22 protein-coding genes are annotated in these 23,492 nt (G+C 46.0%); 10 read left to right on the top strand and 12 right to left on the bottom strand.

Annotation, left to right across the window (positions count from 1 at the left end):
• Positions 1-15: 15 nt before the first annotated feature.
• Positions 16-309 (top strand): DUF1289 domain-containing protein, encoded by a 294-nt coding sequence (locus tag AYW75_RS12910; protein WP_067100051.1) that lies wholly within the window; start codon positions 16-18, stop codon positions 307-309.
• On the opposite strand, the gene radA is transcribed toward AYW75_RS12910, so the two are convergent.
• The 4 genes from radA to glnK all read right to left on the bottom strand — a co-directional run bounded on the left by radA (position 306) and on the right by glnK (position 5,095).
• The gene (radA, locus tag AYW75_RS12905) at positions 306-1,691 is read right to left on the bottom strand and encodes a DNA repair protein RadA (protein WP_067100049.1); all 1,386 of its coding nucleotides are present in this window, start codon (positions 1,689-1,691) and stop codon (positions 306-308) included. The two genes, AYW75_RS12910 and radA, sit on opposite strands and share 4 nt — an antisense overlap.
• 79 nt (positions 1,692-1,770) lie before the next feature.
• Entirely contained in the window at positions 1,771-3,315 is a 1,545-nt protein-coding gene (locus AYW75_RS12900; RefSeq protein ID WP_067100047.1) for a carbon-nitrogen hydrolase family protein, read from the bottom strand.
• Positions 3,316-3,454: 139 nt separating this feature from the next.
• Positions 3,455-4,717: an ammonium transporter gene (locus tag AYW75_RS12895; RefSeq protein ID WP_067100045.1), complete on the bottom strand. Its 1,263-nt coding sequence runs from the start codon at positions 4,715-4,717 to the stop codon at positions 3,455-3,457.
• A 39-nt stretch (positions 4,718-4,756) separates the two neighbouring features.
• Entirely contained in the window at positions 4,757-5,095 is a 339-nt protein-coding gene (glnK, locus tag AYW75_RS12890; RefSeq protein WP_067031261.1) for a P-II family nitrogen regulator, read from the bottom strand.
• A gap of 458 nt (positions 5,096-5,553) precedes the next feature.
• Here glnK and AYW75_RS12880 point away from each other — a divergent pair, with 458 nt between their 5' ends.
• On the top strand, positions 5,554-5,799 hold the full coding sequence (locus AYW75_RS12880) for an accessory factor UbiK family protein (protein WP_082856514.1): 246 nt from the start codon (positions 5,554-5,556) through the stop codon (positions 5,797-5,799).
• Between the two features lie 12 nt (positions 5,800-5,811).
• Here the strand turns inward: AYW75_RS12880 and AYW75_RS12875 are convergent, their stop codons facing one another.
• On the bottom strand, positions 5,812-6,027 hold the full coding sequence (locus tag AYW75_RS12875) for a TIGR02450 family Trp-rich protein (RefSeq protein WP_067100039.1): 216 nt from the start codon (positions 6,025-6,027) through the stop codon (positions 5,812-5,814).
• A gap of 68 nt (positions 6,028-6,095) precedes the next feature.
• On the opposite strand from AYW75_RS12875, the gene AYW75_RS12870 reads away from it, so the two are divergent.
• Entirely contained in the window at positions 6,096-7,613 is a 1,518-nt protein-coding gene (locus AYW75_RS12870; protein ID WP_067100038.1) for a YifB family Mg chelatase-like AAA ATPase, read from the top strand.
• A 69-nt stretch (positions 7,614-7,682) separates the two neighbouring features.
• Here AYW75_RS12870 and fecE read toward each other — a convergent pair whose 3' ends face one another.
• The 4 genes from fecE to AYW75_RS12850 are packed head-to-tail and all read right to left on the bottom strand — an operon-like array spanning position 7,683 to position 11,318.
• Positions 7,683-8,453 carry a Fe(3+) dicitrate ABC transporter ATP-binding protein FecE gene (fecE, locus tag AYW75_RS12865; protein WP_067100036.1) on the bottom strand — a complete coding sequence of 257 codons (771 nt, stop codon included), beginning with the start codon at positions 8,451-8,453 and terminating at the stop codon, positions 7,683-7,685.
• Between the two features lie 2 nt (positions 8,454-8,455).
• Positions 8,456-9,415, bottom strand: a complete 960-nt coding sequence (gene fecD / locus AYW75_RS12860; RefSeq protein ID WP_067100035.1) for a Fe(3+) dicitrate ABC transporter permease subunit FecD — start codon at positions 9,413-9,415, stop codon at positions 8,456-8,458.
• Positions 9,412-10,413: an iron chelate uptake ABC transporter family permease subunit gene (locus tag AYW75_RS12855; protein ID WP_067100033.1), complete on the bottom strand. Its 1,002-nt coding sequence runs from the start codon at positions 10,411-10,413 to the stop codon at positions 9,412-9,414. Before AYW75_RS12855 ends, fecD begins: the two co-directional genes overlap by 4 nt.
• 8 nt (positions 10,414-10,421) lie before the next feature.
• On the bottom strand, positions 10,422-11,318 hold the full coding sequence (locus tag AYW75_RS12850; protein ID WP_067100031.1) for a Fe(3+) dicitrate ABC transporter substrate-binding protein: 897 nt from the start codon (positions 11,316-11,318) through the stop codon (positions 10,422-10,424).
• A gap of 307 nt (positions 11,319-11,625) precedes the next feature.
• Between AYW75_RS12850 and AYW75_RS12845 the strand changes: the two genes are divergently transcribed.
• Entirely contained in the window at positions 11,626-12,540 is a 915-nt protein-coding gene (locus AYW75_RS12845; RefSeq protein ID WP_067100029.1) for a bile acid:sodium symporter family protein, read from the top strand.
• 41 nt (positions 12,541-12,581) lie between these two features.
• Here the strand turns inward: AYW75_RS12845 and AYW75_RS12840 are convergent, their stop codons facing one another.
• Together AYW75_RS12840 and AYW75_RS12835 are read right to left on the bottom strand one after the other, a co-directional pair.
• Entirely contained in the window at positions 12,582-13,853 is a 1,272-nt protein-coding gene (locus AYW75_RS12840; protein ID WP_067100027.1) for a sensor histidine kinase, read from the bottom strand.
• The gene (locus tag AYW75_RS12835) at positions 13,834-14,529 is read right to left on the bottom strand and encodes a response regulator transcription factor (protein WP_067100025.1); all 696 of its coding nucleotides are present in this window, start codon (positions 14,527-14,529) and stop codon (positions 13,834-13,836) included. The genes AYW75_RS12840 and AYW75_RS12835 overlap by 20 nt, the downstream gene beginning before the upstream one ends.
• 135 nt (positions 14,530-14,664) lie before the next feature.
• Here AYW75_RS12835 and AYW75_RS12830 point away from each other — a divergent pair, with 135 nt between their 5' ends.
• The 3 genes from AYW75_RS12830 to rep all read left to right on the top strand — a co-directional run bounded on the left by AYW75_RS12830 (position 14,665) and on the right by rep (position 19,301).
• On the top strand, positions 14,665-15,726 hold the full coding sequence (locus tag AYW75_RS12830) for a glycosyltransferase family 2 protein (protein WP_082856513.1): 1,062 nt from the start codon (positions 14,665-14,667) through the stop codon (positions 15,724-15,726).
• Positions 15,723-17,168 carry an ArnT family glycosyltransferase gene (locus tag AYW75_RS12825; RefSeq protein WP_231886210.1) on the top strand — a complete coding sequence of 482 codons (1,446 nt, stop codon included), beginning with the start codon at positions 15,723-15,725 and terminating at the stop codon, positions 17,166-17,168. The genes AYW75_RS12830 and AYW75_RS12825 overlap by 4 nt, the downstream gene beginning before the upstream one ends.
• An 84-nt stretch (positions 17,169-17,252) precedes the next feature.
• Positions 17,253-19,301, top strand: a complete 2,049-nt coding sequence (gene rep / locus AYW75_RS12820) for a DNA helicase Rep (RefSeq protein ID WP_067100023.1) — start codon at positions 17,253-17,255, stop codon at positions 19,299-19,301.
• Positions 19,302-19,367: 66 nt separating this feature from the next.
• On the opposite strand, the gene AYW75_RS12815 is transcribed toward rep, so the two are convergent.
• Complete coding sequence (locus AYW75_RS12815; protein WP_231886209.1) at positions 19,368-19,817, bottom strand: c-type cytochrome; 450 nt, start codon at positions 19,815-19,817, stop codon at positions 19,368-19,370.
• Between the two features lie 509 nt (positions 19,818-20,326).
• On the opposite strand from AYW75_RS12815, the gene AYW75_RS12810 reads away from it, so the two are divergent.
• The 3 genes from AYW75_RS12810 (at position 20,327) to AYW75_RS12800 (ending at position 23,373) form a co-directional block, all read left to right on the top strand.
• The gene (locus AYW75_RS12810; RefSeq protein WP_067100021.1) at positions 20,327-21,418 is read left to right on the top strand and encodes a TRAP transporter substrate-binding protein; all 1,092 of its coding nucleotides are present in this window, start codon (positions 20,327-20,329) and stop codon (positions 21,416-21,418) included.
• A gap of 106 nt (positions 21,419-21,524) precedes the next feature.
• Entirely contained in the window at positions 21,525-22,064 is a 540-nt protein-coding gene (locus AYW75_RS12805) for a TRAP transporter small permease subunit (protein WP_067100018.1), read from the top strand.
• A 19-nt stretch (positions 22,065-22,083) separates the two neighbouring features.
• On the top strand, positions 22,084-23,373 hold the full coding sequence (locus AYW75_RS12800) for a TRAP transporter large permease (protein ID WP_067100016.1): 1,290 nt from the start codon (positions 22,084-22,086) through the stop codon (positions 23,371-23,373).
• Positions 23,374-23,492 lie beyond the last annotated feature (119 nt).

Genomic DNA, 23,492 nt, shown 5'->3' with positions numbered 1-23,492 from the left:
AGCAGAGGAGTGAGGATGGAGCAGATAGAGTTATTTCATATCGAAAGCCCGTGTCGCGAAATCTGCCAAAGTAGCTCTAAAGGGTACTGTAAAGGGTGCCTGCGCAGTCGAGAAGAACGTTTTCATTGGCATGAATTCAACGATGTGCAAAAGCGGCAGGTTATTCAGTTATGTCGCAGTCGTTGGCAGCGGATTATTAAGGCCAAGCAAGAGCGCTTAAACAGTATAAATGATAAAGACTTGCCCTATGGCATGGAGGGCGAAGACATACAAGACCTCTTCGCCACCCCTGTCAGCTCGCAGGACTAACCAAAAATCGCTTCTAAAGCTTCCGATAAACGTTCCACACCGATAACCGTCATGCCGTCAATTGGCTTTTTAGGGCAGTTTGATTTTGGCACAATAGCCCGTTTAAAACCGTGTTTAGCCGCCTCGCTAATACGTTCTTGTCCTGATGGAACAGGACGAATTTCTCCCGATAATCCGACCTCGCCTAGCACGACCAAATCATGTGGTAGTACCTGATCTCGAAAGCTGGACACGACAGCGGCGATTGCCGCTAGGTCAGCCGAGGTTTCCAGCACTTTGACACCGCCAACAACGTTTAAATACACATCTTGATCGGCCGTCATTAAACCGCCATGTTTATGCAATACCGCCAACAGCATCGATAAGCGATTGTGGTCGAAACCTACGGTTACCCGTCGAGGATTACCTAATGCAGAGTCATCTACTAAGGCTTGCAATTCGACCAGCAGGGGGCGTGTGCCTTCCCAAACCACCATCACTAAGCTGCCAGCAGCCGGATGGTTGGAGCGGTTTAAGAAAATCGAACTTGGGTTTTTTACTTCCCGTAAGCCGTTTTCTAACATAGCGAAAACGCCCAGTTCATTGACGGCACCAAAACGGTTCTTCATACCGCGTAACGTACGAAAGCGGGAATCTTCGGTCCCTTCTAATAATACTGAGCAGTCCACCATATGCTCCAGCACTTTTGGGCCCGCTAAAGTACCGTCTTTGGTCACGTGGCCTACCAGCAAAACACAGGTTTGCGTTTGTTTTGCAAAACGAGTTAAAACTGCCGCACTTTCACGAACTTGAGAAACACTCCCTGGGGCCGATTCGATACCGTCTAGATGCATGACTTGAATGGAGTCAATTACCATGACTCTTGGTTTCACTTGATCAGCGACGGACAGAATGCCTTCGACGTTGGTTTCAGACAGCATTTTTAGGTTTTTAGTGGGCAACCCTAAACGCTGAGCGCGCATAGCCACTTGTTGTAAGGATTCTTCACCAGTGACGTACATGGCGCTTTGTTGTTGCGCTAACCAACACATAGTTTGTAGTAGCAGGGTACTTTTACCTGCACCAGGGTGACCACCAATCAAGACCACACCACCGGGGACTAAGCCGCCGCCCAGTACACGGTCAAATTCACTAGCACCAGAGCTAAAGCGCGGCACATCGCCAAGGTCAACTTCGGATAGGTCTTGGATGCCTGTTGTGGCACCGGCGTAGCCTTTGCGCCCTGAGTCTTGACCCGCAGCGATGCGGGCAGGGGTTTTGCTGGCACTGACTTTGAATTCTTGTAGGCTGTTCCAGGCACCACAGGCTTGGCATTGTCCTTGCCATTTAGAATAGTCCGCACCACATTCATTGCAGACAAATGCGGTTTTCGCTTTGGCCATGTTTGTTTTCCTATCCGTAAAAACGGCCGTGAATTGCTTCAGCGGCCGTTTGAAAGTTTACTTAATAGCTAGCATATTATCATACTGTGCTAGGCGTATTGGTTTTCCAATCGATGTTGTATAGGTCTAGACGACGGTCTTTTAAGTTATTCACCGAGCCTTCGCTACGAACCAGTTTTAGCTTGTCTAAGTCCAAATCTGAGAACATCAGCATTTCTGTGTTCGGTGTTGTCTCTGCCATCACGGCATCGTGCGGGAATGAGAAGTCTGATGGTGAGAAGACCGCGGCTTGAGAGTACTGTACGTCTAAGTTTTCTACTTGTGGCAAGTTGCCACAGCTACCACAAATTACAACATAACATTCGTTTTCTATGGCGCGCGCTTGAGCACAGCTGCGTACGCGTAAATAGCCATTTTTGGTATCTGTCCAGAACGGAACAAACAAAATGTCCATATCTTGCGAAGCAAGGTGACGTGCTAACTCTGGGAATTCGACATCGTAACAAATCAAGATACCGATACGGCCGGCATCCGTGTCAAAGGTACGGACTTCGTAACCGCCTTCAATGACCCAGTCACGACGCTCATGCGGCGTGATATGAATCTTGCGTTGTTCTTCAATGGTACCGTCACGACGACATAAGTAACTGATGTTATACATAATATCGTCTTCCACCAACGGCATAGAGCCGGTGATGACGTTGATATTATAACTGATGGCTAACTGAGACATTTCGCTGACAAAGCGTTCTGTGAAAGACGCTAAGAAACGAATGGCTTCCATTTGGTTGGTTTGGTCTGGAGCCAAGCCCATTAATGGCGCGTTGAAAAATTCCGGGAAGAGGGCAAAGTCACTTTTGTAACTCGACAAGGCATCAATGAAATACTCAACTTGCTTAAGTAGCTCTTCGACACTTTCGACTTCACGCATTTGCCACTGTACTGCACCGATACGCACTTGAGTTTTACGATACTCCAGCACAGTATTTTTTTCTGGCTCGTAGAAGATGTTTTTCCACTCAAGCAAGGTGGCGTAGCCGCGAGACTTTTCGTCTTCAGGAAGGTATTTGGTCAATAGACGTGTGACTTGGAAGTCATTGGAAAGCTGGAACGTCAAAATAGGGTCGTAGATTTTGCGTTTGTCCACGGCTTCTAAATATTCTGCTGGCGTCATTTCATCCGAATGTTGGTAGTAATTCGGAATACGTCCTCCGGCAAGAATGGCTATTAAGTTTTCTTGACGGCACAGCTCTTTACGCGCTTCGTATAAGCGGCGGCCTAATCGGTAACCACGGTAGTCTGGGTCGATTAAAACGTCTAAGCCATACAATGCATCGCCTTCATTATCATGATGAATGCGTTCACGCTGATCGACTAGGTCATCATAAGTATGTGGGTTACTAAAACGTTGATAATTTACTTTTACGGATAGAGCCATGCCCACAATTTTATCGTGGTCAACAAGACAGATCTGACCATCCGGTAAGTCCTTGATAAGCTTACTAATAGTATGCATTGGCCATGAACCACCAATATCATGGTAGACACGATCCATGAGTGCTTTTACTTGAGGGTAATCTTCCAAGGTTAAGTTGCGGATCTTCAAATGTAGATCTTCTAGCATACAGTCTCCAAAATAGGTTCTATCAATACTACGACTATAACGACTTTGATAACAAAATTGCAGGAATAGTTAAATGCCAGAGATGAAAAACCCCCGCCTAAGCGAGGGTTTTTCAAACACAGGTAATAATTGCTAGGAATTATTTTTTAAACTCTGGGTAAGCTTCCATACCACATTCAGAGATATCAACACCCTCGTATTCTTCTTCTTCAGTAACACGTACACCCATGATGGCTTTGATTACCAACCAAACGACTAGGCTTGAACCAAATACCCATACAAAGATCGTCAGTGCACCAGCAATTTGGCCGCCGAATGAGGCGCCATCGTTTGTAAGTGGCACAGCTAGAAGACCCCAAAGACCGACTACGCCGTGAACAGAGATAGCACCCACTGGATCATCAATCTTCAGCTTATCTAGCATCAGGATTGAGACCACAACAATCAGACCACCCACAGCACCGATCAATGTTGCACCCAAAGCGGAAGGTGTAGATGGCTCAGCTGTAATCGCAACTAGGCCTGCAAGCGCACCGTTTAAAAGCATTGTAAGGTCGGCCTTGCCGAACAAAATACGAGCTAGAATAAGTGCACCAACTGCACCACCCGCTGCAGCAGCATTCGTATTTAGGAATACCATGGCAACTGAGTTAGCGTTAGCAATATCGCCAAGTTTCAGTACGGAACCACCGTTGAAACCGAACCAACCCATCCAAAGAATGAAAGTACCTAATGTTGCTAGAGGTAGATTGGCACCTGGGATAGCACGAACTTCACCGTTTGGACCGTATTTGCCTTTACGAGCACCCAATACTAGAACACCTGCTAGTGCAGCGGCTGCACCAGCCATGTGTACAATGCCTGAGCCGGCAAAGTCAGAGAAGCCCATATCACCTAGGTTGAACATGCCGAATACATCAGCGCCACCCCAAGTCCAAGAACCTTCAAGTGGGTAGATGACACCTGTCATAACCACTGCGAACGTTAAGAAAGCCCATAGTTTCATGCGCTCAGCGACCGCACCAGAAACAATAGACATTGCTGTTGCAACGAATACGACTTGGAAGAAAAAGTCAGATGCGCCGGAGTAAATAGAACCGCCTTCGAAGCCACCTTCTCGGCCTGCGAAGTCTGTCAATGTAGACGTTACATCTACGTCTTGAATACCTGATAAGAACCAAGTGCCGCCGTACATGATGGCGTAACCGCATACCAAGTACATGATACAAGAGATCGCAAATAGTGCGACGTTCTTAGTTAAGATTTCTGTGGTGTTTTTGGATCGAACGAGACCTGCTTCCAACATTGCGAAGCCGGCAGCCATCCACATAACCAGTGCGCCACACACCAAGAAATAAAAGGTGTCCATGGCATATTGTAAGTGAAAAATTTGATCTTGCATGTTTCGCCCCCCTAAAGGCTTGTAAGATTCTGGCAGTGATTACACTGCGTCTTCCCCAGTCTCGCCGGTACGAATACGAACCGCTTGCTCAAGATTAACGATGAAGATTTTACCGTCACCGATTTTGCCAGTGTTGGCAGCATTGGAGATGGCTTCTACTACTTGGTCGGCCATGTCTTTAGCAATGGCTAGCTCAATTTTTACTTTTGGAAGAAAGTCCACAACGTATTCCGCACCGCGGTATAGTTCAGTGTGACCTTTTTGACGTCCGAAGCCTTTAACTTCTGTCACGGTAATACCTTGTACACCGATTTCAGAAAGTGCTTCGCGAACATCATCCAGTTTGAATGGCTTGATGATGGCAGTGATAAGCTTCATACCCACAGTCTCCTTAAATTAAGTCTGATGTCGTATCGCAGGTAACTGGATATATTCAATATGTGTGCCAGCTTTAAAGTTGTGTAAAGAAAAGCTCGCAAACCCTTATCTGATAAGGGGTAGAGCAGAAACGTGCAAATACTTACTCATTTTCAATGTTTGGTTGTTGGTACAGTAAGCACATAACCATGCGTTATCATGGTGCACTGTTCTGTCGGAAACAGTTTTTTAGCGCGCTAAAAGAACTATTTGGTTGTTTTATTGAGGAAATCAGTAGAATTTACCGCCCTAATGCTGGGCGTTTTCATGAAAATGACGAACAGAAACTGTTCGATCACTATTTTAAGTGCACTTTAACAACGCAAATGACAGATCTAACTATTCATGGAAATGTGTAAAGACAGGAAGGTGGTTGGCATTTTATAATGTTGAAAACACTCTAAATGAGAGAGGACGTCATGATTGATCAATTTATTAAACAGTTGGGTTCTGGTCTAGAACAAGCGGCTGGTACATTGGGTAAGCTTCCGACTGAAGAGATTCAACTTCAACTTCAGCAAGTCGCAAAAAGCACACTGACTAAAATGGATTTAGTCAGTCGTGAAGAGTTTGAAGTACAAGCAGCAATGTTACAAAAGTACCGTGAGAAACTGGCGCAACTGGAAGCTCGCCTCGCCGAGTTAGAGCAATCTGAGGACAAGTAGTCTGTCAGAAATTTAGTGCCAGCCTTGTTGCCAGAGATCATCAAGCAATGCTTGCCAAGGTAGTTGGTAAGTATTCTTGGTGTACACTGCTTCAAGGATGATATCGATTACCACCTCGTCTTCATCTCGATCGAGGCGGGTAACGATAAAATGCTTTTCTTTATTTTTTGGAACAGTGGATGTCCATTTTGAGAGCAACAATTTATTAGGGTTCAACTTTTTGGTCATAAGTACCTCCTCACATAGATACGTGTGAGATTAGAAGTTGGATGTACTGGGCATATCAAGGAGTGATTATGAGCCTAGCAACAATCTATAGCCGTGCCCGCGTGGGCGTATCGGCCCCGCTTGTGACCGTAGAAACGCATATTTCCAATGGTCTGCCATCGTTAAATATCGTCGGATTGCCGGAAGCCGCTGTGCGAGAAGCCAAAGATCGTGTGCGTAGCGCGATTATTAACAGCAAGTTCGAATTTCCTCTTCGTCGTATTACTATCAATTTAGCACCCGCCGATTTGCCTAAAGAGGGTGGTCGCTATGATTTGGCGATAGCTATCAGCATCTTATTGGCATCGGGACAACTCGGAGAAATAGAGCTACGGGATACTGAGTTTGTCGGAGAACTGGCTCTATCTGGTGATTTACGTGGTATCCCCGGTGTCTTGCCCTCGGCGATGGCGGCTAAAGAGGCGCAACGGAAAATGATTGTGCCCGCGGATAACCGTAATGAAGCGGGATTAGTCGATCATGAGGTCTTTTTTGCTCATCATCTTACGCAAGTGACCGCGGCACTGATGAAGCAGGCTACTCTACAACGCTGTGAGACTGAGGAAGTATCAGCAGAAGGCGTGATTGGACATCGAGATATGGTGGATGTCAAAGGTCAATATCAAGCTCGAAGAGCTCTAGAAATTGCTGCAGCGGGTGGACACAATCTATTGTTTGTAGGGCCACCGGGTACGGGGAAAACCATGCTGGCCTCTCGTTTACCCGGTATTATGCCACGCATGACTGAACCCGAAGCGCTAGAAGTCGCTGCGGTACAGTCTGTTTCAGGTCGTAAGATGGGCACGGATTGGCATTGGTCAGAGCGCCCTTTTCGCAGTCCGCACCATTCGAGTTCAGCTGCGGCGTTGGTCGGCGGTGGGTCCATTCCGAAACCGGGAGAAGCCTCGTTAAGTCATCGGGGTGTATTGTTCTTAGACGAGCTACCGGAATTCGACCGTAAGGTGCTAGAGGTGCTGCGGGAGCCATTAGAAAATGGTGAAATTCATTTATCCCGTGCTCGTGGCCAAGTCAGTTATCCCGCACGTTTTCAGCTTGTGGCCGCAATGAATGCAAGCAATGAAGCTTACAGTGGTGGACAAGACTATTACCAATCCAGTGCCAGTCAGAAATACCTGCGTAAACTCTCCGCCCCTTTTTTAGATCGCATTGATTTACACGTCGAAGTGCCGCCGTTACCAACAGATGTCTTGGTGAACCAAAGTGAAATGGGTGAGGCTAGCTCAGCGGTACGCCAACGGGTTGAAGCCGCCGTTGCACGTCAACGAGCGCGGCAAGGCGTGCAAAATGCTCAATTAAGTGGTCGTGAACTGGAGCGTATTTGTGCCTTGAGTGAATCGGATAAGCTGTTTATGCAACAAGCGTTAGAGCGCTTAAAGTTATCAGCAAGGGCTTATCATCGAGTATTGCGAGTCGCCTTGACGTTAGCGGATTTGGAGAGTGTTGATGTTGCACGAAAGCATCTTATGGAGTCTTTAAGTTACCGCAAAATGGAAAAAATGCTCGCGACCGTCGTCGGGGGCGGATGAGTTGAATAAACCGCAGCGCGGGATTTACATCTTACGCTGCGAGTCAGATGAGGATTAAAAAGCGAAATATTAGTCCTCCACGACACACATGGGGGTGCCAGAAACGGGATCGCGATGAATTTGCGCGTTAAGGGAGAAAACCTCTTTAAGCATTGTTGAGGTTAATACGTCCTCCGGTGAACCTTGGTATTTCAGCTCACCGGCTTTCATCACAACGAGATGATCGCAATAACGTGCTGCTTGGTTGATATCGTGCAGCACCGTAATGATGGTTTTACCTTGTTTGTTGAGCGCTTGCAGCTGATGCATCAATTCCACTTGGTGGTTGATGTCCATATACGTCGTGGGTTCATCTAGCAGTAGGTAGGGCGTGTCTTGCGCCAATACCATTGCCAGCCATACACGTTGACGCTGGCCGCCGGATAATTCGCTGACCAGTTGGTCACGCAGCTCGTAAGTACCTGTTTGCTTCATCATTTGCTCAACAATCTGATGATCCTGAGTGCTGAGTTTGCCCCAAAAACCAGTATAGGGACTGCGGCCATACGCCACGAGATCTTTTACTTTAATGCCTTCGGGGATCGGTTGTGTTTGTGGCAACAACGCGAGTTCTTTAGCGAGTTGTTTAGATGGATAATGGTGCAGGTTTTGTCCTTGCCAATGCGCTTCTCCAGACATCGCCGGTAAGATGCGTGCAAAGCACTTCAATAAGGTCGACTTGCCGCAGCCATTGGGACCTAATAAAGCAATAAAACGGCCATCGGGTAGGGTTAGGTCCATCTTTTTCACAATGGTGTGACCATGATAGCCAACACTCAGTTGGTGAGCGCTTAGGGACATCGTTATTTCATCCTCAACAATAGCCATAGGAAATACGGAGCGCCAATAATGGCGGTTAAGATGCCGGCCGGTAATTCAATCGGTGGAGCTAGCGTACGCGCCGCTAGGTCTGCGGCTAAAAGTAAGCAGGCGCCTGTTAGCATAGAGGCAGGTAACAATGATTGGTGACGACCGCCCACGAGTTTGCGCGTTAAATGGGGAGCAACTAAACCTAAAAAGCCAATTGGTCCGCATACTGAGACACAAGCGGCGGTTAATGCGACGGCGATTGCCAACGATAACAAACGCACAGATTGTGGCGACACGCCTAGACTGTTGGCGCTGTCATCACCCAGATCGAGCACATTTAAATACTTACTCAGACCTAGGGCGAACGGCACGAGTACAAACCAAGGGAGTAAGGCTTGTAGCTGAGGCCAGCTGCGTCCCCACAAACTGCCTGTTAACCAGAGTAAGGCATTGTTAATTTCTAGCGGCTTTGTCAGCATCAAAAAGTCGATACAGCTGGCCCAAAAAGCGGCCAGCGCGACACCTGTTATGGCCAGTTTGATGGCGCTGCTGTGAGTACCACATAAATACCACAACACTAATGCAGCACAGATGCCACCCGCTAAAGCGACTTCTGGTAACCATTCAGTGGATGCGCCACTGAAATAAGTCATGTAAAAGACCGCCGCTAGACCTGCGCCGTGGCTGACGCCAAGCACATCGGGGGAAGCCAGTGGATTGCGAATCACGCCTTGTACTAATGCGCCGGACAGCGCAAGTCCTGCACCGACCAAAATTGCTAAAAAAATACGCGGTAAGCGGTACTCGTACACTGTGAAGTGCTGTTCAGAACCAACAAACAAGCCTTGCCAAATATCATGAAGAGAGAGCGAAACGGCACCAAACAGAAGGTTGGCGAGGCTCAAAGCAAACAACATAAGCAGAGCGAATGGGAAAAAACGTTGCGCAGTCATAAGGTGCGTTTTCGAACCAGATAAATAAAGAAAGGCGCCCCGATCAATGCCAAAATGGCACCCGCAGGGGTTTCCATAGGATAAGTAACAGCACGACTTAAGGTGTCTGCCAACGTCACTAAGAGCGCACCGATGATCATGGCAACAGGTAGGCACAAACGAAAATCTTGGCCAAACATTAATCGCGCAATATGAGGCACAATCAATCCGACAAAGCCGATACTGCCGACGGCGCTGATGGCAGCGCCGACTAACATAAGTACTAGCAGACTGCCGAGCAATTTGCTGCGCAACAAATTGATGCCTAGATTGCGTGCATTATCTTCACCGAGTTGTAATACATTCAGCGACGGTGCGATCAGTAGCGCGCCGATAAGACTGATTAAAGCGACAGGCCAAAAGGCTTGCCATGTTTGCCAACGCGCGTCGGCTAGGCTGCCCGCTAACCAAGTCATTACCCCTGCGGCTTGATCTTCTTCCATGATGACAACGGCTTTTGTTAACGCGGCGCACAAGGCTGAAATAGCCACGCCAGCTAACACCAAACGACCGTGTTCATTCGCACCGACACGCCAGGTACTGCCTAGAAGCATCACCAGCAGCCAAGCAACGCCGCCACCCAACATGGCGGCAATAGAGGTACTGAGTGCTCCATATAGAAAAGGCAGTGTCGACACCAGCGCCATGCCCAGCGCGGCACCTGCGTTAACGCCTAATACCGATGGCGCTGCCAGCGGATTACGTGTGAGCCCCTGCATAATCGCCCCAGCAGAGGCCAAGCAAGCGCCCACTAACAACGCGGTAAGCAAACGCGGTAAACGTAAATCCAGCACAATGCGATGGGCTATGGTCTGGTCATTAAAGCTTGTGAACGCATGCAAAACATCTGCGCCACTAACGGGCACAACCGACCAAGCAAATAGATTCCACCAGCTGATTAGCAGCAATCCTAGACACAGAAACAGACCAAGGCTGACTGACCGAAAGAGGCGAGACATGTTTAGGACTATTGCTCAGAGAAGATTTGAAGTAGATCGTTTGCTATGTGTTCGGCGGCTAAAATGCCACGGCAGCGAGACCAAATATTAGGGTCAACGCGATAGACATGATTATTTTGAACGGCCGTTAGAACGGTCCAAAGTGGCTCGTTGCTCCAGTTATCGACAATACTGGGGTTGGCATAGTGTCCAACAATTAAATATTCAGGGTTTAAAGCGACCAGCTGTTCTAAGCTGGTTTGACGATACGCAGAATCGTCGCGTTCAGAGATGGGGGTTTGCATTCCTAATGCTTGAATGACACCACCGGTATAGGAATCATCCGTATGAAGAAACAGTGCATCGGCTCGCGCAACGCCAAATTGTAATATGGCGTGATCGGGTAACTGCTGCGCGATGCTGTCCATATATTGCTGATGTTGGACCAAACGATCCGTCATCTCCTGTTCTTTACCCACGACTTTGGCAATAATGCTGGCCGCTTTTAAATTGTCAGAATAGGTTTCGCGACGAGAGGGTAAAATCAGTGTCGGCGCGATCTTTTGTAAATCGTAATAAACAGATTCATGACGGGAAATATCGGCGATGATGAGATCAGGTTTTAAAGAAGCGATGACTTCAAGGCTGGGTTGAGATCGAGTACCAACCGACTGCCAGTCACCAATAACCTCTTGAACCGCAGGTAAAACGCGACTTTTATCTTTATCGTCGGCAATCCCAATAGGAGCGACACCGACCGACGCCAGCGCATCGGCAAAGGAAAACTCTAGAACAACAATACGTTGGGGAGTGTGATCTAAAGTGAACGTGCCTTTACTGTCTTGTACTGTTACAGCATAAGCAGACGACATTAAGATCAACATACACAGCATGGTGGTTAGGTGTTTAAAAGCAGGTAAAAGCATAGCAAATAAGTCTTTATTAAATGTTTTCAATAATGATAATGCTTATCAAGTGTATTTGAAAGCTAATCCTGTTTCAGTTTCGATCGTGCTAAGCAGGAAAAATCTCAAAAGCGTGTGTGTATCGGTGCAAACTTTTAAATATAAGAGGGAATAAATGGTTATGAAGGGATAGACATTGCAAAAGTGTCTCTATACATTCTGCGCTCTGTGGTTCTCTACTGAAATGACGTTTTTATCGCATCACGGAATTATGTTAAGTGGGCTCAGCACGTTATGAATCTAATAAAAAATACCTAGGAGTGTATTCATGGTTATTCAGCTTTTCCCACTATGGGCGCTGTTGTTATCGGTAATGGCGTACTTACAGCCAACATTGTTTGTCGATTTCAAAAGTTATATTTTGCCGTTGCTGATGGTCATCATGTTAGCAATGGGGTTAACACTGAGCTCAAAAGACTTCAAAGCCGTAGGAAAAAACATTAAAGCGATAGGAGTGGGCGTACTATTACAGTTTTTGGTGATGCCAATTACGGCATTGCTGATCGCAACACTGTTTGGTTTTGACAGTGAATTAACGGTAGGCATGCTGCTGGTGGGCAGTGTAGCGGGTGGCACCTCATCTAATGTGATGTGTTATTTAGCAAAAGGAGATACGGCTTTATCTATTTCCATGACGGCTATTTCAACACTGCTGGGAGTTGTGTTCACGCCCTTACTGGTGGCTTGGATGATCGGTACCTCTGTGGATGTTCCAGTCAGTTCAATGTTGCTTAGTTTGGTGAAAATTGTGTTGGTACCGGTTGCTATCGGAGTATTACTTAATACGTTAGCCCATGGCTTAGTATGTCGAATTGAACCCGCTCTCAAGTATGTTTCTATGTTTGCCATCGTCTTTATTATTGCCATTGTAGTGGCATTGAGTGCTGGCAAAATTGCCTCAGTGGGCGCATTGGTTGCTGTCGCGGTGATCTTGCATAATGTAACCGGTCTAATTTTGGGTTATTGGGTCACTGCATGGTTAGGGTTCGATAAAAAAGTTTGTCGAACCATCGCCTTTGAAGTCGGTTTACAAAATTCAGGCTTGGCATCAGCGTTGGCGGTTAAATTCTTTACACCTGCGGCGGCCTTACCAGGCTCTATATTCAGTGTATGGCATAATATTTCAGGGTCGTTATTGGCCAGTTACTGGAGCAAAAAGCCGATCAAAGAAGCGACTAAATAAACTGTTTTCAATGTCCTGTAAAAGTAGGCAGAGGATTCTGCTTATTTTTCAGGCGTATTAAACATGACCGTTGCTTCACAGCCAACCTTACTCTGATTTTGAATCGAGAATTGCCAGCCATAGCGTTGACAAAGATCTTGTACGATCAACAGCCCTAAGCCGTGCCCAGTACTTTCTTTTAAAGGGTTAAAGCCTTCACCTTCGTCGCATACCTTGATGCAGTGTTCGGTCATATAGATATGAATGCTGCCAGTATTGGATGCGGCGATACTGTTGCGGATAAGGTTGCCGACGACAATATCTAATACCGCATGAGAGGCTTGAATGACTGGCGATCCGGTCACGTTCGACTCTAGGCAGAGCTGTTTGGCCTCGGCCTGAGCTTTGTTCTTATCAATAATGGTTTGTAGGTCGGTTTCTGAAACAGAGTTCAAGGGCGTGTTTTGGGCACTTTTCTCATAACGCACTAAGCTGAGCAGCGCATCAACCATGGTGAGCATGTCCTCGGTAGCACTTTGAATACGTGCCAATTGACGTTTTGAAAAAGGGCTATTGGCTTCTCGCGCAAGTAAACTGCTTGAGCCTTTCATAATGGTTAACGGCGTGCGTAATTCATGGCTCGCGTAGCGTGCAAAGGCCTGTTCTCGTTTTACCAGAGAATCGATATCTGAACGATATTGATTCAATGTCTCTGCCAGTGTTTGAAATTCTTGGGCCGATTCTTTGGTTACTTTGAAAACCCGTTTTGTATCTCCCTGATGTTGTTCAAGTTGAGAACAGAGCTGAGTGATTGGCGTGATTAGGCTTTTAGACAGTCGCGTTAACAAAGCAGTAAAACACACAATGAGTACTGCTACTAAGCCGAGAACGATCGCCATCACATTGATATATTCCTGATAAGTAATCTCAATCTCGTCGATGCGAGATACTAATACCAAGCGTTTATCCTCGCCATTTTGAATGTAATTTGTCATGTACAGCATTCTTGAGTCTTCGCCGTATCCGACTTCTCCGAGAAAAGAGGTATGTTCTGAAAGGTAAGCTTGGATAGCCTCAGGCACTGTATGCAAACCGCTGTATGCAATGGTGAGCGGGTCTAGTTGAATAGAGGTTGCACTGGGATGGGAAATGAAAAACTGAATGGCTTCTCGTTTATCAACCATAATGCGTCGCTCTCCCACGCGATCTTCAGACCAGGCCAATACTGCGCTGATTAATATCAAACAGAAAATCCCGATGATGATGGCAACCGAGGTAAAAAAAAGTGCCAGACGTGAAGTCATACTTTTCGCGTTACGAAACAGTGCTGTCATCAGAGTTGACCTCTAGATAGAAGCCAATTTTTGGCTGTGTTTTTAGTATATTGCTTTCAAATGGCTTATCTAGCTGGCTACGAAGTTGATAAATGTGACTGCGCAAAACATCATTATTGGGCTTTTCGTCTTGCCACAATTGATAGGCAATGTCTTCTTTAGTCACTAAGTTTGGTGCTTGAGACACGAGCATTTTTAAAATGGTAAAGGTTGAAGGGGTGAGTGCAAGAAGCTTCTCTTGCCGATAAGCCTTACCGCTTTTCAAATGGATACTGATATCGCCATAGCGAAGAACACTGGTCGAGACATGTCCTGAGTGGCGTCTGATTAATGCTTGCACGCGCGCGTACAAAATATCTAAATCGAATGGTTTGGTTAGGTAATCATCCGCGCCGACATCGAGCCCGCGCAGTTCATCTTCGCGACTGTCGAGCGCTGTTAGCATCAAAATAGGGGTACTAATACCTGCATTGCGCAGTTTTTGGCAAATTGTCACGCCATCAAGCCTTGGAAGCATTAGGTCGAGCAAAATAATGTCAAAGGTATTTTCTAACGCAAGCTTTAGGCCCAGCTCGCCATTGTCGGCGTAATCGAGTTCCATATTATTGTATTCAAAGAAATCAAACAGCATACCTGCTATGTCTCGATTGTCTTCAATCAGTAGTACTCGTTGCACAGTAGTAACCTCATTTATGCTCATGCCATTACATCATTATCGCTGAAAAAGCGTGAAAAAAACGTCAATGACACGTTCTTCACAGCGCCCCTCATACACTGTGTGCATTATCAAAGAGTAAAGCAGGCTAAGCCCATGTCAGTGATTGAAAAAACGGTGAATTACGTTAGTGAAGGTGAGCGCTCATCACACCCAATACGTCATTCTGCTCCAATTTTATCGGTCATTGTACCGTTTTATAATGAGCAACAGGTGTTGCCCGAGTTCCATCGCCGCTTAACGAAGGTGCTGGATGCTTTGCCTGAGCACTGCGAAGTTTTATATGTGGACGATGGCAGCCGTGATAGTAGCTTGCTGATGGCACAAAGCTTTCCATCAACCACTAGCTCTGTACGTTGCATCGCTTTAAGCCGTAACTTTGGTAAAGAGTTTGCTATGTGCGCAGGATTAGAACAGGCCAAAGGCCAAGCCGTTATTTTAATCGACGCTGACCTGCAAGACCCGCCAGAGTTGATCCCTGATATGTTACAGGCGTGGCGCAATGGTGCTGATGTCGTGAATATGAAGCGCAGTTCACGACAAGGTGAAAGCTGGCTTAAGCGTTTTTCTGCAGCGATGTTTTATAAACTGCTGAATCAATTAGCAGCGCTCGACATTCCGGAAAACGTGGGAGATTTTCGACTGTTAAGCGCTCGGGTTGTGGGCCATATCAACGCCTTGCCTGAACGTAATCGTTACATGAAAGGGTTATTCAGTTGGCCAGGGTTTACACAAACAACGCTGATGTTTGAGCGTGATGCGCGCTTTTGTGGTGAAACAAAATGGAACTATTTTAAGCTACTAGGATTGGCTATGGACGGGCTGACTTCTTTCTCCGTCAGACCTCTTCGCCTAGCGACATTTGTTGGCGGCGGCTGTGCTCTGGTGTCGTTTGGCTTTGGTCTGTGGATTATCGCTAAAACACTTATGTTTGGCGAACCGGTCAGCGGTTATCCCTCAATGATGGTGGTGATGCTTGGTCTAGCTGGCGTGCAGCTTTTATCGATCGGCTTGCTGGGAGAGTACGTAGGTCGCATCTTTGTGGAGGTAAAGCAAAGACCTTTGTATCTAATTCAGTCCATACATGAACAAAAGCCTGTTGCGGCGACTAAGGTTGTAGAAGACGCGTCTGTCTCCTTGATGGAGAAAGTATCATGATGAGCCTACGCCGAAACCATTTGTGGCTGTTACTGATCTTTGCATTATTGCTGCGCCTGATTTCCCTTGCGACGTATCCATTAATGGACACAACAGAAGCACGTTATGGTGAAATGGCGCGGCTCATGGTTGAAACTGGCAACTGGTTAACTCCGCAATTTGATTACGGTGTGCCATTCTGGGGAAAACCGCCGTTATTCACATGGATGAGCGCCTACGGCATTAAACTGTTTGGTTTGAATGAGTTTGCTGTACGTGCCCCGCATTGGTTGGCGGGTGTGGCAACGATTTTGTTGATCGCTTGGGTTGCTCGTCGCTTAGGCATTAATTCACTTATTGCGGCCGTCGTGTTGGCTACTTGTGGTATTTTTGCCATTGCTGCAGGGGCTGTGATGACGGACATGGCGCTGACTTTATCGCTCACGATTGCCATGATTGGTTTTTATTTAGCGTGGTTGCAAGACAGTCCGAACAGTCGTTGGTGGGGCTATGTTAGCTTTATCGGGCTCGCGTGTGGTTTGCTGGCGAAGGGACCTTTGGTGTTGGTCTTAATGGGTATGACGGTGATGCCTTGGTTGATGTGGCAACATGGTGTGATCGGTGCTTGGAAAGAACTTTGGCAGCGCTTTCCTATTGTAACAGGCTGTATATTGATGCTGGCGATCGCTTTGCCATGGTATTTGATGGCAGAAGCTGCGACCCCAGGATTCTTGGATTATTTCCTAATTGGTGAGCATTTTAAACGCTTTGTCGTCAGTGGTTGGCAAGGGGACCTATACGGCTCTGCGCACGACCGTCCGCGCGGAATGATTTGGTTGTATTGGCTGCAAGCCGCATTCCCTTGGTCCATTGTGCTTCCTGTGTTGGCATGGCGCCGACGTGCTCAAATAAGCACTTTTGAGTATCAGCAAAAAGGGTTGTTAAGCTTTTTATTGTTATGGTTGCTCTCGCCACTGTTGCTGTTCACCATGGCCGGAAATATTTTACCTGCTTATGTTTTACCCGGCGTGCCCGCTTTGGCACTACTGATCGCAGTATTTATTCAGAAGCGTGATACCAAGTGGTTTTCCGGTGTGGCTATGATTTTACCTGTGTTGTTGATGATTATGATGTTGGTTTTAAACATGGGGAAAGCCGATACGCGTAGCGATCGGATTGTGTTTGATCAGATCAACGATGAAGACCCTGTTTACTATTTGAAAGAAAGACCTTTCTCTGGACAATTTTACAGTCATGGACAGGCTAAGATTCTTACCGATAGTAAGGTGCTAGCAGATCTATCACACTTTTATTTGATCGGTAAAAAAGGTGAGCTGAACGACTTTGTTCATCAACAAAAATTGAGTTGCAATCAAGACTTTGATTCACCTTCGGGACGAATATTATTCGAATGCTCTCGCTTGAGTCATCCAAGCCTAGCGGGTCACTTTGATATGAATTAACCGGATCGATTAACAGATAGTATGATGCGAAAGAACTGACTGGTGTAGAATAGCCACCTATTTACGAATTACTGGTGTCCACTCATGAGTCAGTCTCTTCCTTCAATCAGCCAACGCATGCGAACCTTAAATGAGCGCCAGCTCGAGGCAGTTAAGCAAATTGATGGGCCACTGTTGGTGCTAGCCGGGGCTGGCTCAGGTAAAACCAGCGTAATCACCACCAAAATCGCCTATTTGATTCAGACGTGTGGCTTCAAAGCCAACAGCATCGTGGCGGTAACTTTTACCAATAAAGCCGCGCGCGAAATGAAAGAGCGAGTTGTGAGTATGTTGAGTAAAGAGGAAAGTCGAGGCCTCAGTATTTCAACCTTCCATAACCTAGGTCTGAATATTCTGCGCAAGGAGTATCGAAAGGCAGGACTTAAAGAAGGTTTTACGCTGTTTGATGCGCAAGATGCCTTGGCACTGGTTAAAGAAATTCTCGATAAAGAGTTCAACGGTCAATTGGATGCGGCAAACTATTGTCAGCATACGATTTCCAATTGGAAGAATGATCTGATCCCACCGCAAGAAGCCCTTACCCAAGCCGACACTGAAGAGCTTCAATTGGCGGCACAAGTGTATGGTCAGTACCAACGCTACATTCGCGCTTACAATGCGGTGGACTTTGATGATCTGATTTTACTGCCAGTCAGTTTACTGATTTCAGACGAGCCTTTGCGTGATAAATGGCAGAAAAAAGTGCGCTATTTGTTGGTTGATGAGTGTCAAGATACCAACGCCAGCCAATACGAAATGATTCGTCAGTTGGCGGGTTTTCGTCGTTGTTTTACGTTAGTAGGGGACGATGATCAGTCGATCTATGCATGGCGTGGTGCTCGTCCAGAAAATCTAGAGCAATTATCAATCGATTATCCGAACTTGAAACTGGTTAAGCTGGAGCAGAACTACCGCTCTACGCGAACCATCTTGAAAGCGGCCAATACCTTGATCGCCAATAATCCTCACGTGTATGACAAGGCTCTTTGGTCCGACCTGGGGATTGGAGATCCCATTCGGGTGATGGTAACGCGCAATGAAGACTCGGAGTCTGAGCGTGTGGCCGCGGAGATACAGTCGCGTCATTTACGCCACAATATTCCCTACAAAGATTTTGCCATTCTCTATCGAGGCAATCATCAAGCCCGACTTCTGGAAATCAAACTGCAGGCGTATCGTATTCCTTATAAAATGAACGGCGGTACGTCGTTTTTTTCTCGTGCAGAGATTAAAGATTTAATGGGCTATCTGCGTTTGTTGGTGAACCCTGCCGATGACAATGCGTTTTTACGTGTGATCAATTTGCCACGCCGAGAAATCGGACCTGCCACGCTCGAGAAAGTGGGAAATCTCGCCAATCAATTGCATGTGAGCTTGTTTGAGGCGGCGGGTGATAAAGCGCTAGATGAAACCGTGACAGGGAATCCATTGCGCAGCTTAAGGGAGTTTGATTCTTGGATTCAACGCTTACGTCAGAGTTTGCATAAAGGCTCGCCAGTCCCTGTCATAGAGCAAATGATTCATGATATGGATTACTTTGGTTGGTTGCAGGAACAAGCGGGGTCGCCGAAAGCCGCAGAGCGCCGTATTGAAAACGTACGTTTCTTAATCGAATCGATTCAGCGCATGATGGAGTCTGCTTGGGAAGAAGACGAAGATGCCGGTCTGGATCATGCCATTTCCAAGCTACTGCTTATTGATATGCTGGAACGTCAAGAGGAGGAAGAGGACGAAGACAAAGTTCAGTTACTGACGCTGCATGCGTCTAAAGGCTTGGAGTACCCACACGTGTTTTTGATAGGTTGCGAAGAAGAGCTACTGCCACATCGCAATAGCATAGAAAACGATGATATTGAAGAAGAGCGTCGTTTGGCGTATGTGGGAATTACGCGCGCCAAAAGTAGCTTGTGTATCACCATGGCATCTAAACGTCGTCAATATGGTGAAGAAATAGATTGTTTACCTAGCCGTTTCTTGGATGAGCTACCAGAGGAAGATTTAGTTTGGGAAGGTCGAGGCGATGAAAGTGCCGCCCAGAAGAAAGAGCAGGGTAAAGCCTCGTTGTCAGCACTGAAAGCCATGCTTAATTCATAGAAGTATTTGATACGCTCACATAAAAATGGAGGCCACGGCCTCCATTTTTCGTATTAAACCGCAGACTTATTGGCTGTTGTCGACCATGTACTCAATCGCACCTTGGATCTCATCATCTGTACATGTGGTACACGTACCTCGAGGTGGCATGGCTTTGATACCATTGATGGCATTACTCATCATTGAATCAAAGCCTTTTGCAACACGCGGTGCCCAATCACCAGCATTGCCAAACTTCGGTGCACCCGCCACGCCCACAGAGTGACATGCAGTACAAAATTGGTTGTAAACGGCTTCTCCTGAACGAGGGCCTTCGTTGGCAGCTAAAGCGGCAGCAGATGATACTTCACACTCCTCGCCAGAGATACACACGCTTCCAATAGGTGCAACGCGAGCCGCAATGTCTTCAGGGCTTTGTCCGATTGCGTTCACTGTTGAACTCATCAACGCGGCAACACCAGCGATACTCATTAGAGTGAACAGTTTGCGACTAAAAGTTTTGATCAGCGAACTCACTATGATTTTCCTCGATCCAAAATAGGCCAGTTGAGATGTTTCAGTGGCGCAGTATAACCAGCCCTGTTTTTTGTCGAAACCAAATTAGCACGAAAATTGGACAAACACCGCTCTAGGTCAAAAAATGGTGGGGTTTATTGATTAGATTGGGCTGCAGTAGCTTGGTGAGTAGTGCTATCTATAAATGATTTAGAAGCCGTGCCCTGCTTTGAGGAGTCGTAAATATAAAATTTCCTGATTAAATATTCTCTCTTATTTATTCTGATAATTCTTCAGATTAAGTTATTTCTCCTAAAATAAATCATTTTAAATCAGGGTTTTAGTGATTTTTTGTTGTTTTTAATTATCAGCTCAGATGTTTCTTAGAATGTCTCAACTGTTGGTTTTTAAGTAGTAATACTTAGAGGGTAGGTATTTATACGAATAGAGCTGTTGGTTGTTTTTCAGACACTATAAAAAAAGTGCTTAAGCACAGTGCCATAAAAATAACCACAGGCAGGAAAATAACAATGAAATTGCAAAACCTATCGAAAGTTGTGGCAGTCGCTGCAATCACTATGACAAGCCTTTCTGCATCGTACACGATGGCAGCTGATGGCAAAGTATATCGCTTAAAAATGGCGGAAACTTGGAACGCCAACTTCCCAATATTTGGTGACGCACCTCGTGAGATGGCGCGTCTGGCAGAAGAAATGTCAGACGGTCGACTTAAAATCACAATTGACTCTGCAAACAAACATAAAGCACCGTTTGGTGTATTTGATATGGTGCGTTCTGGTCAATACGATTTAGGTCATTCAGCGTCTTATTACTGGAAAGGTAAAGTCCCTAATACTCTGTATTTCACGACTATGCCATTTGGTATGACGACACCAGAACAATATGGTTGGTTCTATTACGGCGGTGGACAGGCATTATCAGATAAGGTTTACAGCAAGTTTGGCTTACGTTCTTTCCCAGGTGGTAACACGGGTAATCAGATGGGGGGATGGTTTCAGAAAGAGATCAACTCCGTGGAAGATTTGAAAGGCCTTAAAATGCGGATTCCCGGATTCGCGGGAGAAGTCATGGCTAAGCTAGGGGCGAAACCAACCAACATTCCTTCAGGTGAATTGTTTACAGCCTTAGAGCGACGCACTATTGATGCTTTAGAATGGGTTGGCCCTTCTCTTGATCTACGCATGGGTTTCCACAAAATTGCACCTTACTACTACACTGGGTGGCATGAACCAGCTACCGAGCTGCAATTCCTAGTCAATGAGCGAACTTGGAAGAAGTTGCCGGATGATCTACGTACGATCTTGCGCACATCTATGAAACTGTCGTCTTACGACATGTATATCCAGTCGTACCATGAAAGTGCTGAAAACTGGGCGAAGATGAAGCAAGAGTTTCCAAATATCGAAGTTAAATCATTTCCTAGCAGTGTTATGAAAGCTATGTATGACGCCAATGAGTCTTTATTGGCTGAAAAGGCAGCAGAAGATCCATTAGCGAAAGAGATTCTTGATTCTCAAGCTGAGTACATGGAAAAAGTCCGTGTTTGGACCAATATTTCTGATCGCGCCTATTTAGACAGCTTGGATAACCTTGCCGACTAATCTGTTTGTTTCGATTAATAGGTCATATCTAACAACGCTGCTCTAATAGTTTAGAGCAGCGTCCATTCTTTCTTCGCTATTTTGTGTCTATTCCGAGGCTCTTTCTATGTTTTTGGTTCAACTTGAAAAGACATTAGGGCGTTACTCTCTATTGCTGGGCAAAATTTCAGCACTTCTCCTGATTTTGCTACTGATTAACGTTTTCTACGACGTTCTTATGCGCTATGCGTTTAATGATGTCTCCATTGGGATGCAGGAGCTTGAGTGGCATCTGTACTCTGCTATTTTCCTTTTAGGTATTCCATTTGGTCTGCAAACCGGTGGTCATGTGCGAGTAGATTTATTCTATGAGCGATTGTCCATTCGTAATAAAGCATGGATCGACCTGATTGGAACGCTCATCTTTCTTATGCCATTTACGCTACTGGTTGGCTGGTATGGTATTGATTTTGCTAAAGAAGCTTATGAATTAGGTGAAACCAGTGGTGACCCTGGTGGCCTGCCTGCTCGTTGGATTATTAAGTCTGTCATTCCCGTTGCTTTCTTTTCTATGGCGGTGAGTGGTGTTGGCATGATCTTAAGGTGTGTGAACGCGATACGTGGTACGTCAGACAAAGGCTTTGACGAGCAGTCACCTCAGCATTAGAACTTAAGCAGGCTATATTATGATCGGTATTATTATGTTTTTTGTGGCGTTAGGCATGCTGTTATTCGGCTTTCCTGTCGCTTTTACATTTGGTGGTGTTGCTCTGATTTTCGGCGTATTCGCAGAAGGTTGGGATATGTTTGCGTTTATGCCGTTTCGTATACAAAGTTATATGGAAAATACGGTAATGATGGCTGTGCCCCTGTTTATTTTTATGGGCATTGTGCTTCAAAAAACGCGTTTAGCAGAGCAATTACTTGAAGCCATGGGGAAGCTCTTCGGTAGTGTGCGAGGTGGCTTAGCTATTTCGACGATTCTAGTAGGGGCTTTGTTAGCGGCCTCAACTGGTGTGGTAGGGGCCAGCGTGGTTGCTATGGGACTGATCTCGCTGCCTGTTATGATGAAATACAAATACAGCAAGTCACTGGCATGCGGCACCATTTGTGCTTCAGGGACGCTAGGACAAATCATTCCGCCATCTATTATTTTAATTATTTTGGGGGATGTCTTAGGTATTCCCGTGGGTGATCTATTTCATGCAGCACTGGGCCCCGGTTTTATTTTAATTGCTTGCTACATTATCTTTATTGTTATTGTGACTTGGCTTAAACCTGAGATGGCGCCCGCTATACCCTATGATGAGTCTCTAGGAACGCGCTCACAGCAGATTCGTGATGCACTGAAAGCCATTGTACCGCCATTGGCTTTGGTGTTGATTGTTTTGGGGTCGATCTTTTCAGGGATTGCGACACCGACTGAATCGTCAGCCTTGGGTGGTGTTGGTGCTGTCTTTTTGGCACTTATTTATCGTCAGTTCAGCTGGAAGATGGTCTATGACAGTGCGTTAGAAACAGTAAAAGTCACGGCTATGGTATTTGCCATTTTGATGGGTGCAACAGCATTCTCTATGGCCTTTAGTTATACGGGCGGTGATTACATTGTAGAGGAGGTTTTGTTAAGTCTTCCAGGTGAAAAATGGGGCTTCATAATTCTATCTATGCTGGCCATTATGGTGCTTGGCTTTTTTATCGATTTTGTTGAGATTGCCTTTATCATTGTGCCAATTCTAGCGCCTGTTGCTGAAGCGCTTGGTATTAACATGGTTTGGTTTGCTATTCTAATTGCCATGAATCTACAGACTTCTTTCTTGACGCCACCATTTGGTTTTAGTTTATTTTATCTAAAGGGTGTGGCGCCGTCGTCTGTGCGTACGATGGATATCTATCGAGGTGTTATTCCTTTCATTCTGATCCAGGTTTTAGTATTAGTAAGCATACTAATCATGCCAGAGTTTTATGGTATGGGTTAATCCCAAAGCAATAAAAGGCATAGAAAGATAATAAGGGAGAACAGTGTTCTCCCTTATTAAATGTTGCTCTAAAGCACAAAAAATAATAACAAATGGGCTTCCTTGTGAATCTTAAAAGC

Source organism: Marinomonas atlantica (assembly GCF_001639725.1).
Taxonomy (GTDB): domain Bacteria; phylum Pseudomonadota; class Gammaproteobacteria; order Pseudomonadales; family Marinomonadaceae; genus Marinomonas; species Marinomonas atlantica.
This window is presented reverse-complemented; position numbering and strand designations above follow the sequence as displayed.

Bases quoted from the DNA above. Each gene is read 5' to 3' on its own strand.
- AYW75_RS12910 (WP_067100051.1), top strand. From the start codon at position 16: ATGGAGCAGATAGAGTTATTTCATATCGAAAGCCCGTGTCGCGAAATC.
- radA (WP_067100049.1), bottom strand. From the start codon at position 1,691: ATGGCCAAAGCGAAAACCGCATTTGTCTGCAATGAATGTGGTGCGGAC.
- AYW75_RS12900 (WP_067100047.1), bottom strand. From the start codon at position 3,315: ATGCTAGAAGATCTACATTTGAAGATCCGCAACTTAACCTTGGAAGAT.
- AYW75_RS12895 (WP_067100045.1), bottom strand. From the start codon at position 4,717: ATGCAAGATCAAATTTTTCACTTACAATATGCCATGGACACCTTTTAT.
- glnK (WP_067031261.1), bottom strand. From the start codon at position 5,095: ATGAAGCTTATCACTGCCATCATCAAGCCATTCAAACTGGATGATGTT.
- AYW75_RS12880 (WP_082856514.1), top strand. From the start codon at position 5,554: ATGATTGATCAATTTATTAAACAGTTGGGTTCTGGTCTAGAACAAGCG.
- AYW75_RS12875 (WP_067100039.1), bottom strand. From the start codon at position 6,027: ATGACCAAAAAGTTGAACCCTAATAAATTGTTGCTCTCAAAATGGACA.
- AYW75_RS12870 (WP_067100038.1), top strand. From the start codon at position 6,096: ATGAGCCTAGCAACAATCTATAGCCGTGCCCGCGTGGGCGTATCGGCC.
- fecE (WP_067100036.1), bottom strand. From the start codon at position 8,453: ATGTCCCTAAGCGCTCACCAACTGAGTGTTGGCTATCATGGTCACACC.
- fecD (WP_067100035.1), bottom strand. From the start codon at position 9,415: ATGACTGCGCAACGTTTTTTCCCATTCGCTCTGCTTATGTTGTTTGCT.
- AYW75_RS12855 (WP_067100033.1), bottom strand. From the start codon at position 10,413: ATGTCTCGCCTCTTTCGGTCAGTCAGCCTTGGTCTGTTTCTGTGTCTA.
- AYW75_RS12850 (WP_067100031.1), bottom strand. From the start codon at position 11,318: ATGCTTTTACCTGCTTTTAAACACCTAACCACCATGCTGTGTATGTTG.
- AYW75_RS12845 (WP_067100029.1), top strand. From the start codon at position 11,626: ATGGTTATTCAGCTTTTCCCACTATGGGCGCTGTTGTTATCGGTAATG.
- AYW75_RS12840 (WP_067100027.1), bottom strand. From the start codon at position 13,853: ATGACAGCACTGTTTCGTAACGCGAAAAGTATGACTTCACGTCTGGCA.
- AYW75_RS12830 (WP_082856513.1), top strand. From the start codon at position 14,665: ATGTCAGTGATTGAAAAAACGGTGAATTACGTTAGTGAAGGTGAGCGC.
- AYW75_RS12825 (WP_231886210.1), top strand. From the start codon at position 15,723: ATGATGAGCCTACGCCGAAACCATTTGTGGCTGTTACTGATCTTTGCA.
- rep (WP_067100023.1), top strand. From the start codon at position 17,253: ATGAGTCAGTCTCTTCCTTCAATCAGCCAACGCATGCGAACCTTAAAT.
- AYW75_RS12810 (WP_067100021.1), top strand. From the start codon at position 20,327: ATGAAATTGCAAAACCTATCGAAAGTTGTGGCAGTCGCTGCAATCACT.
- AYW75_RS12805 (WP_067100018.1), top strand. From the start codon at position 21,525: ATGTTTTTGGTTCAACTTGAAAAGACATTAGGGCGTTACTCTCTATTG.
- AYW75_RS12800 (WP_067100016.1), top strand. From the start codon at position 22,084: ATGATCGGTATTATTATGTTTTTTGTGGCGTTAGGCATGCTGTTATTC.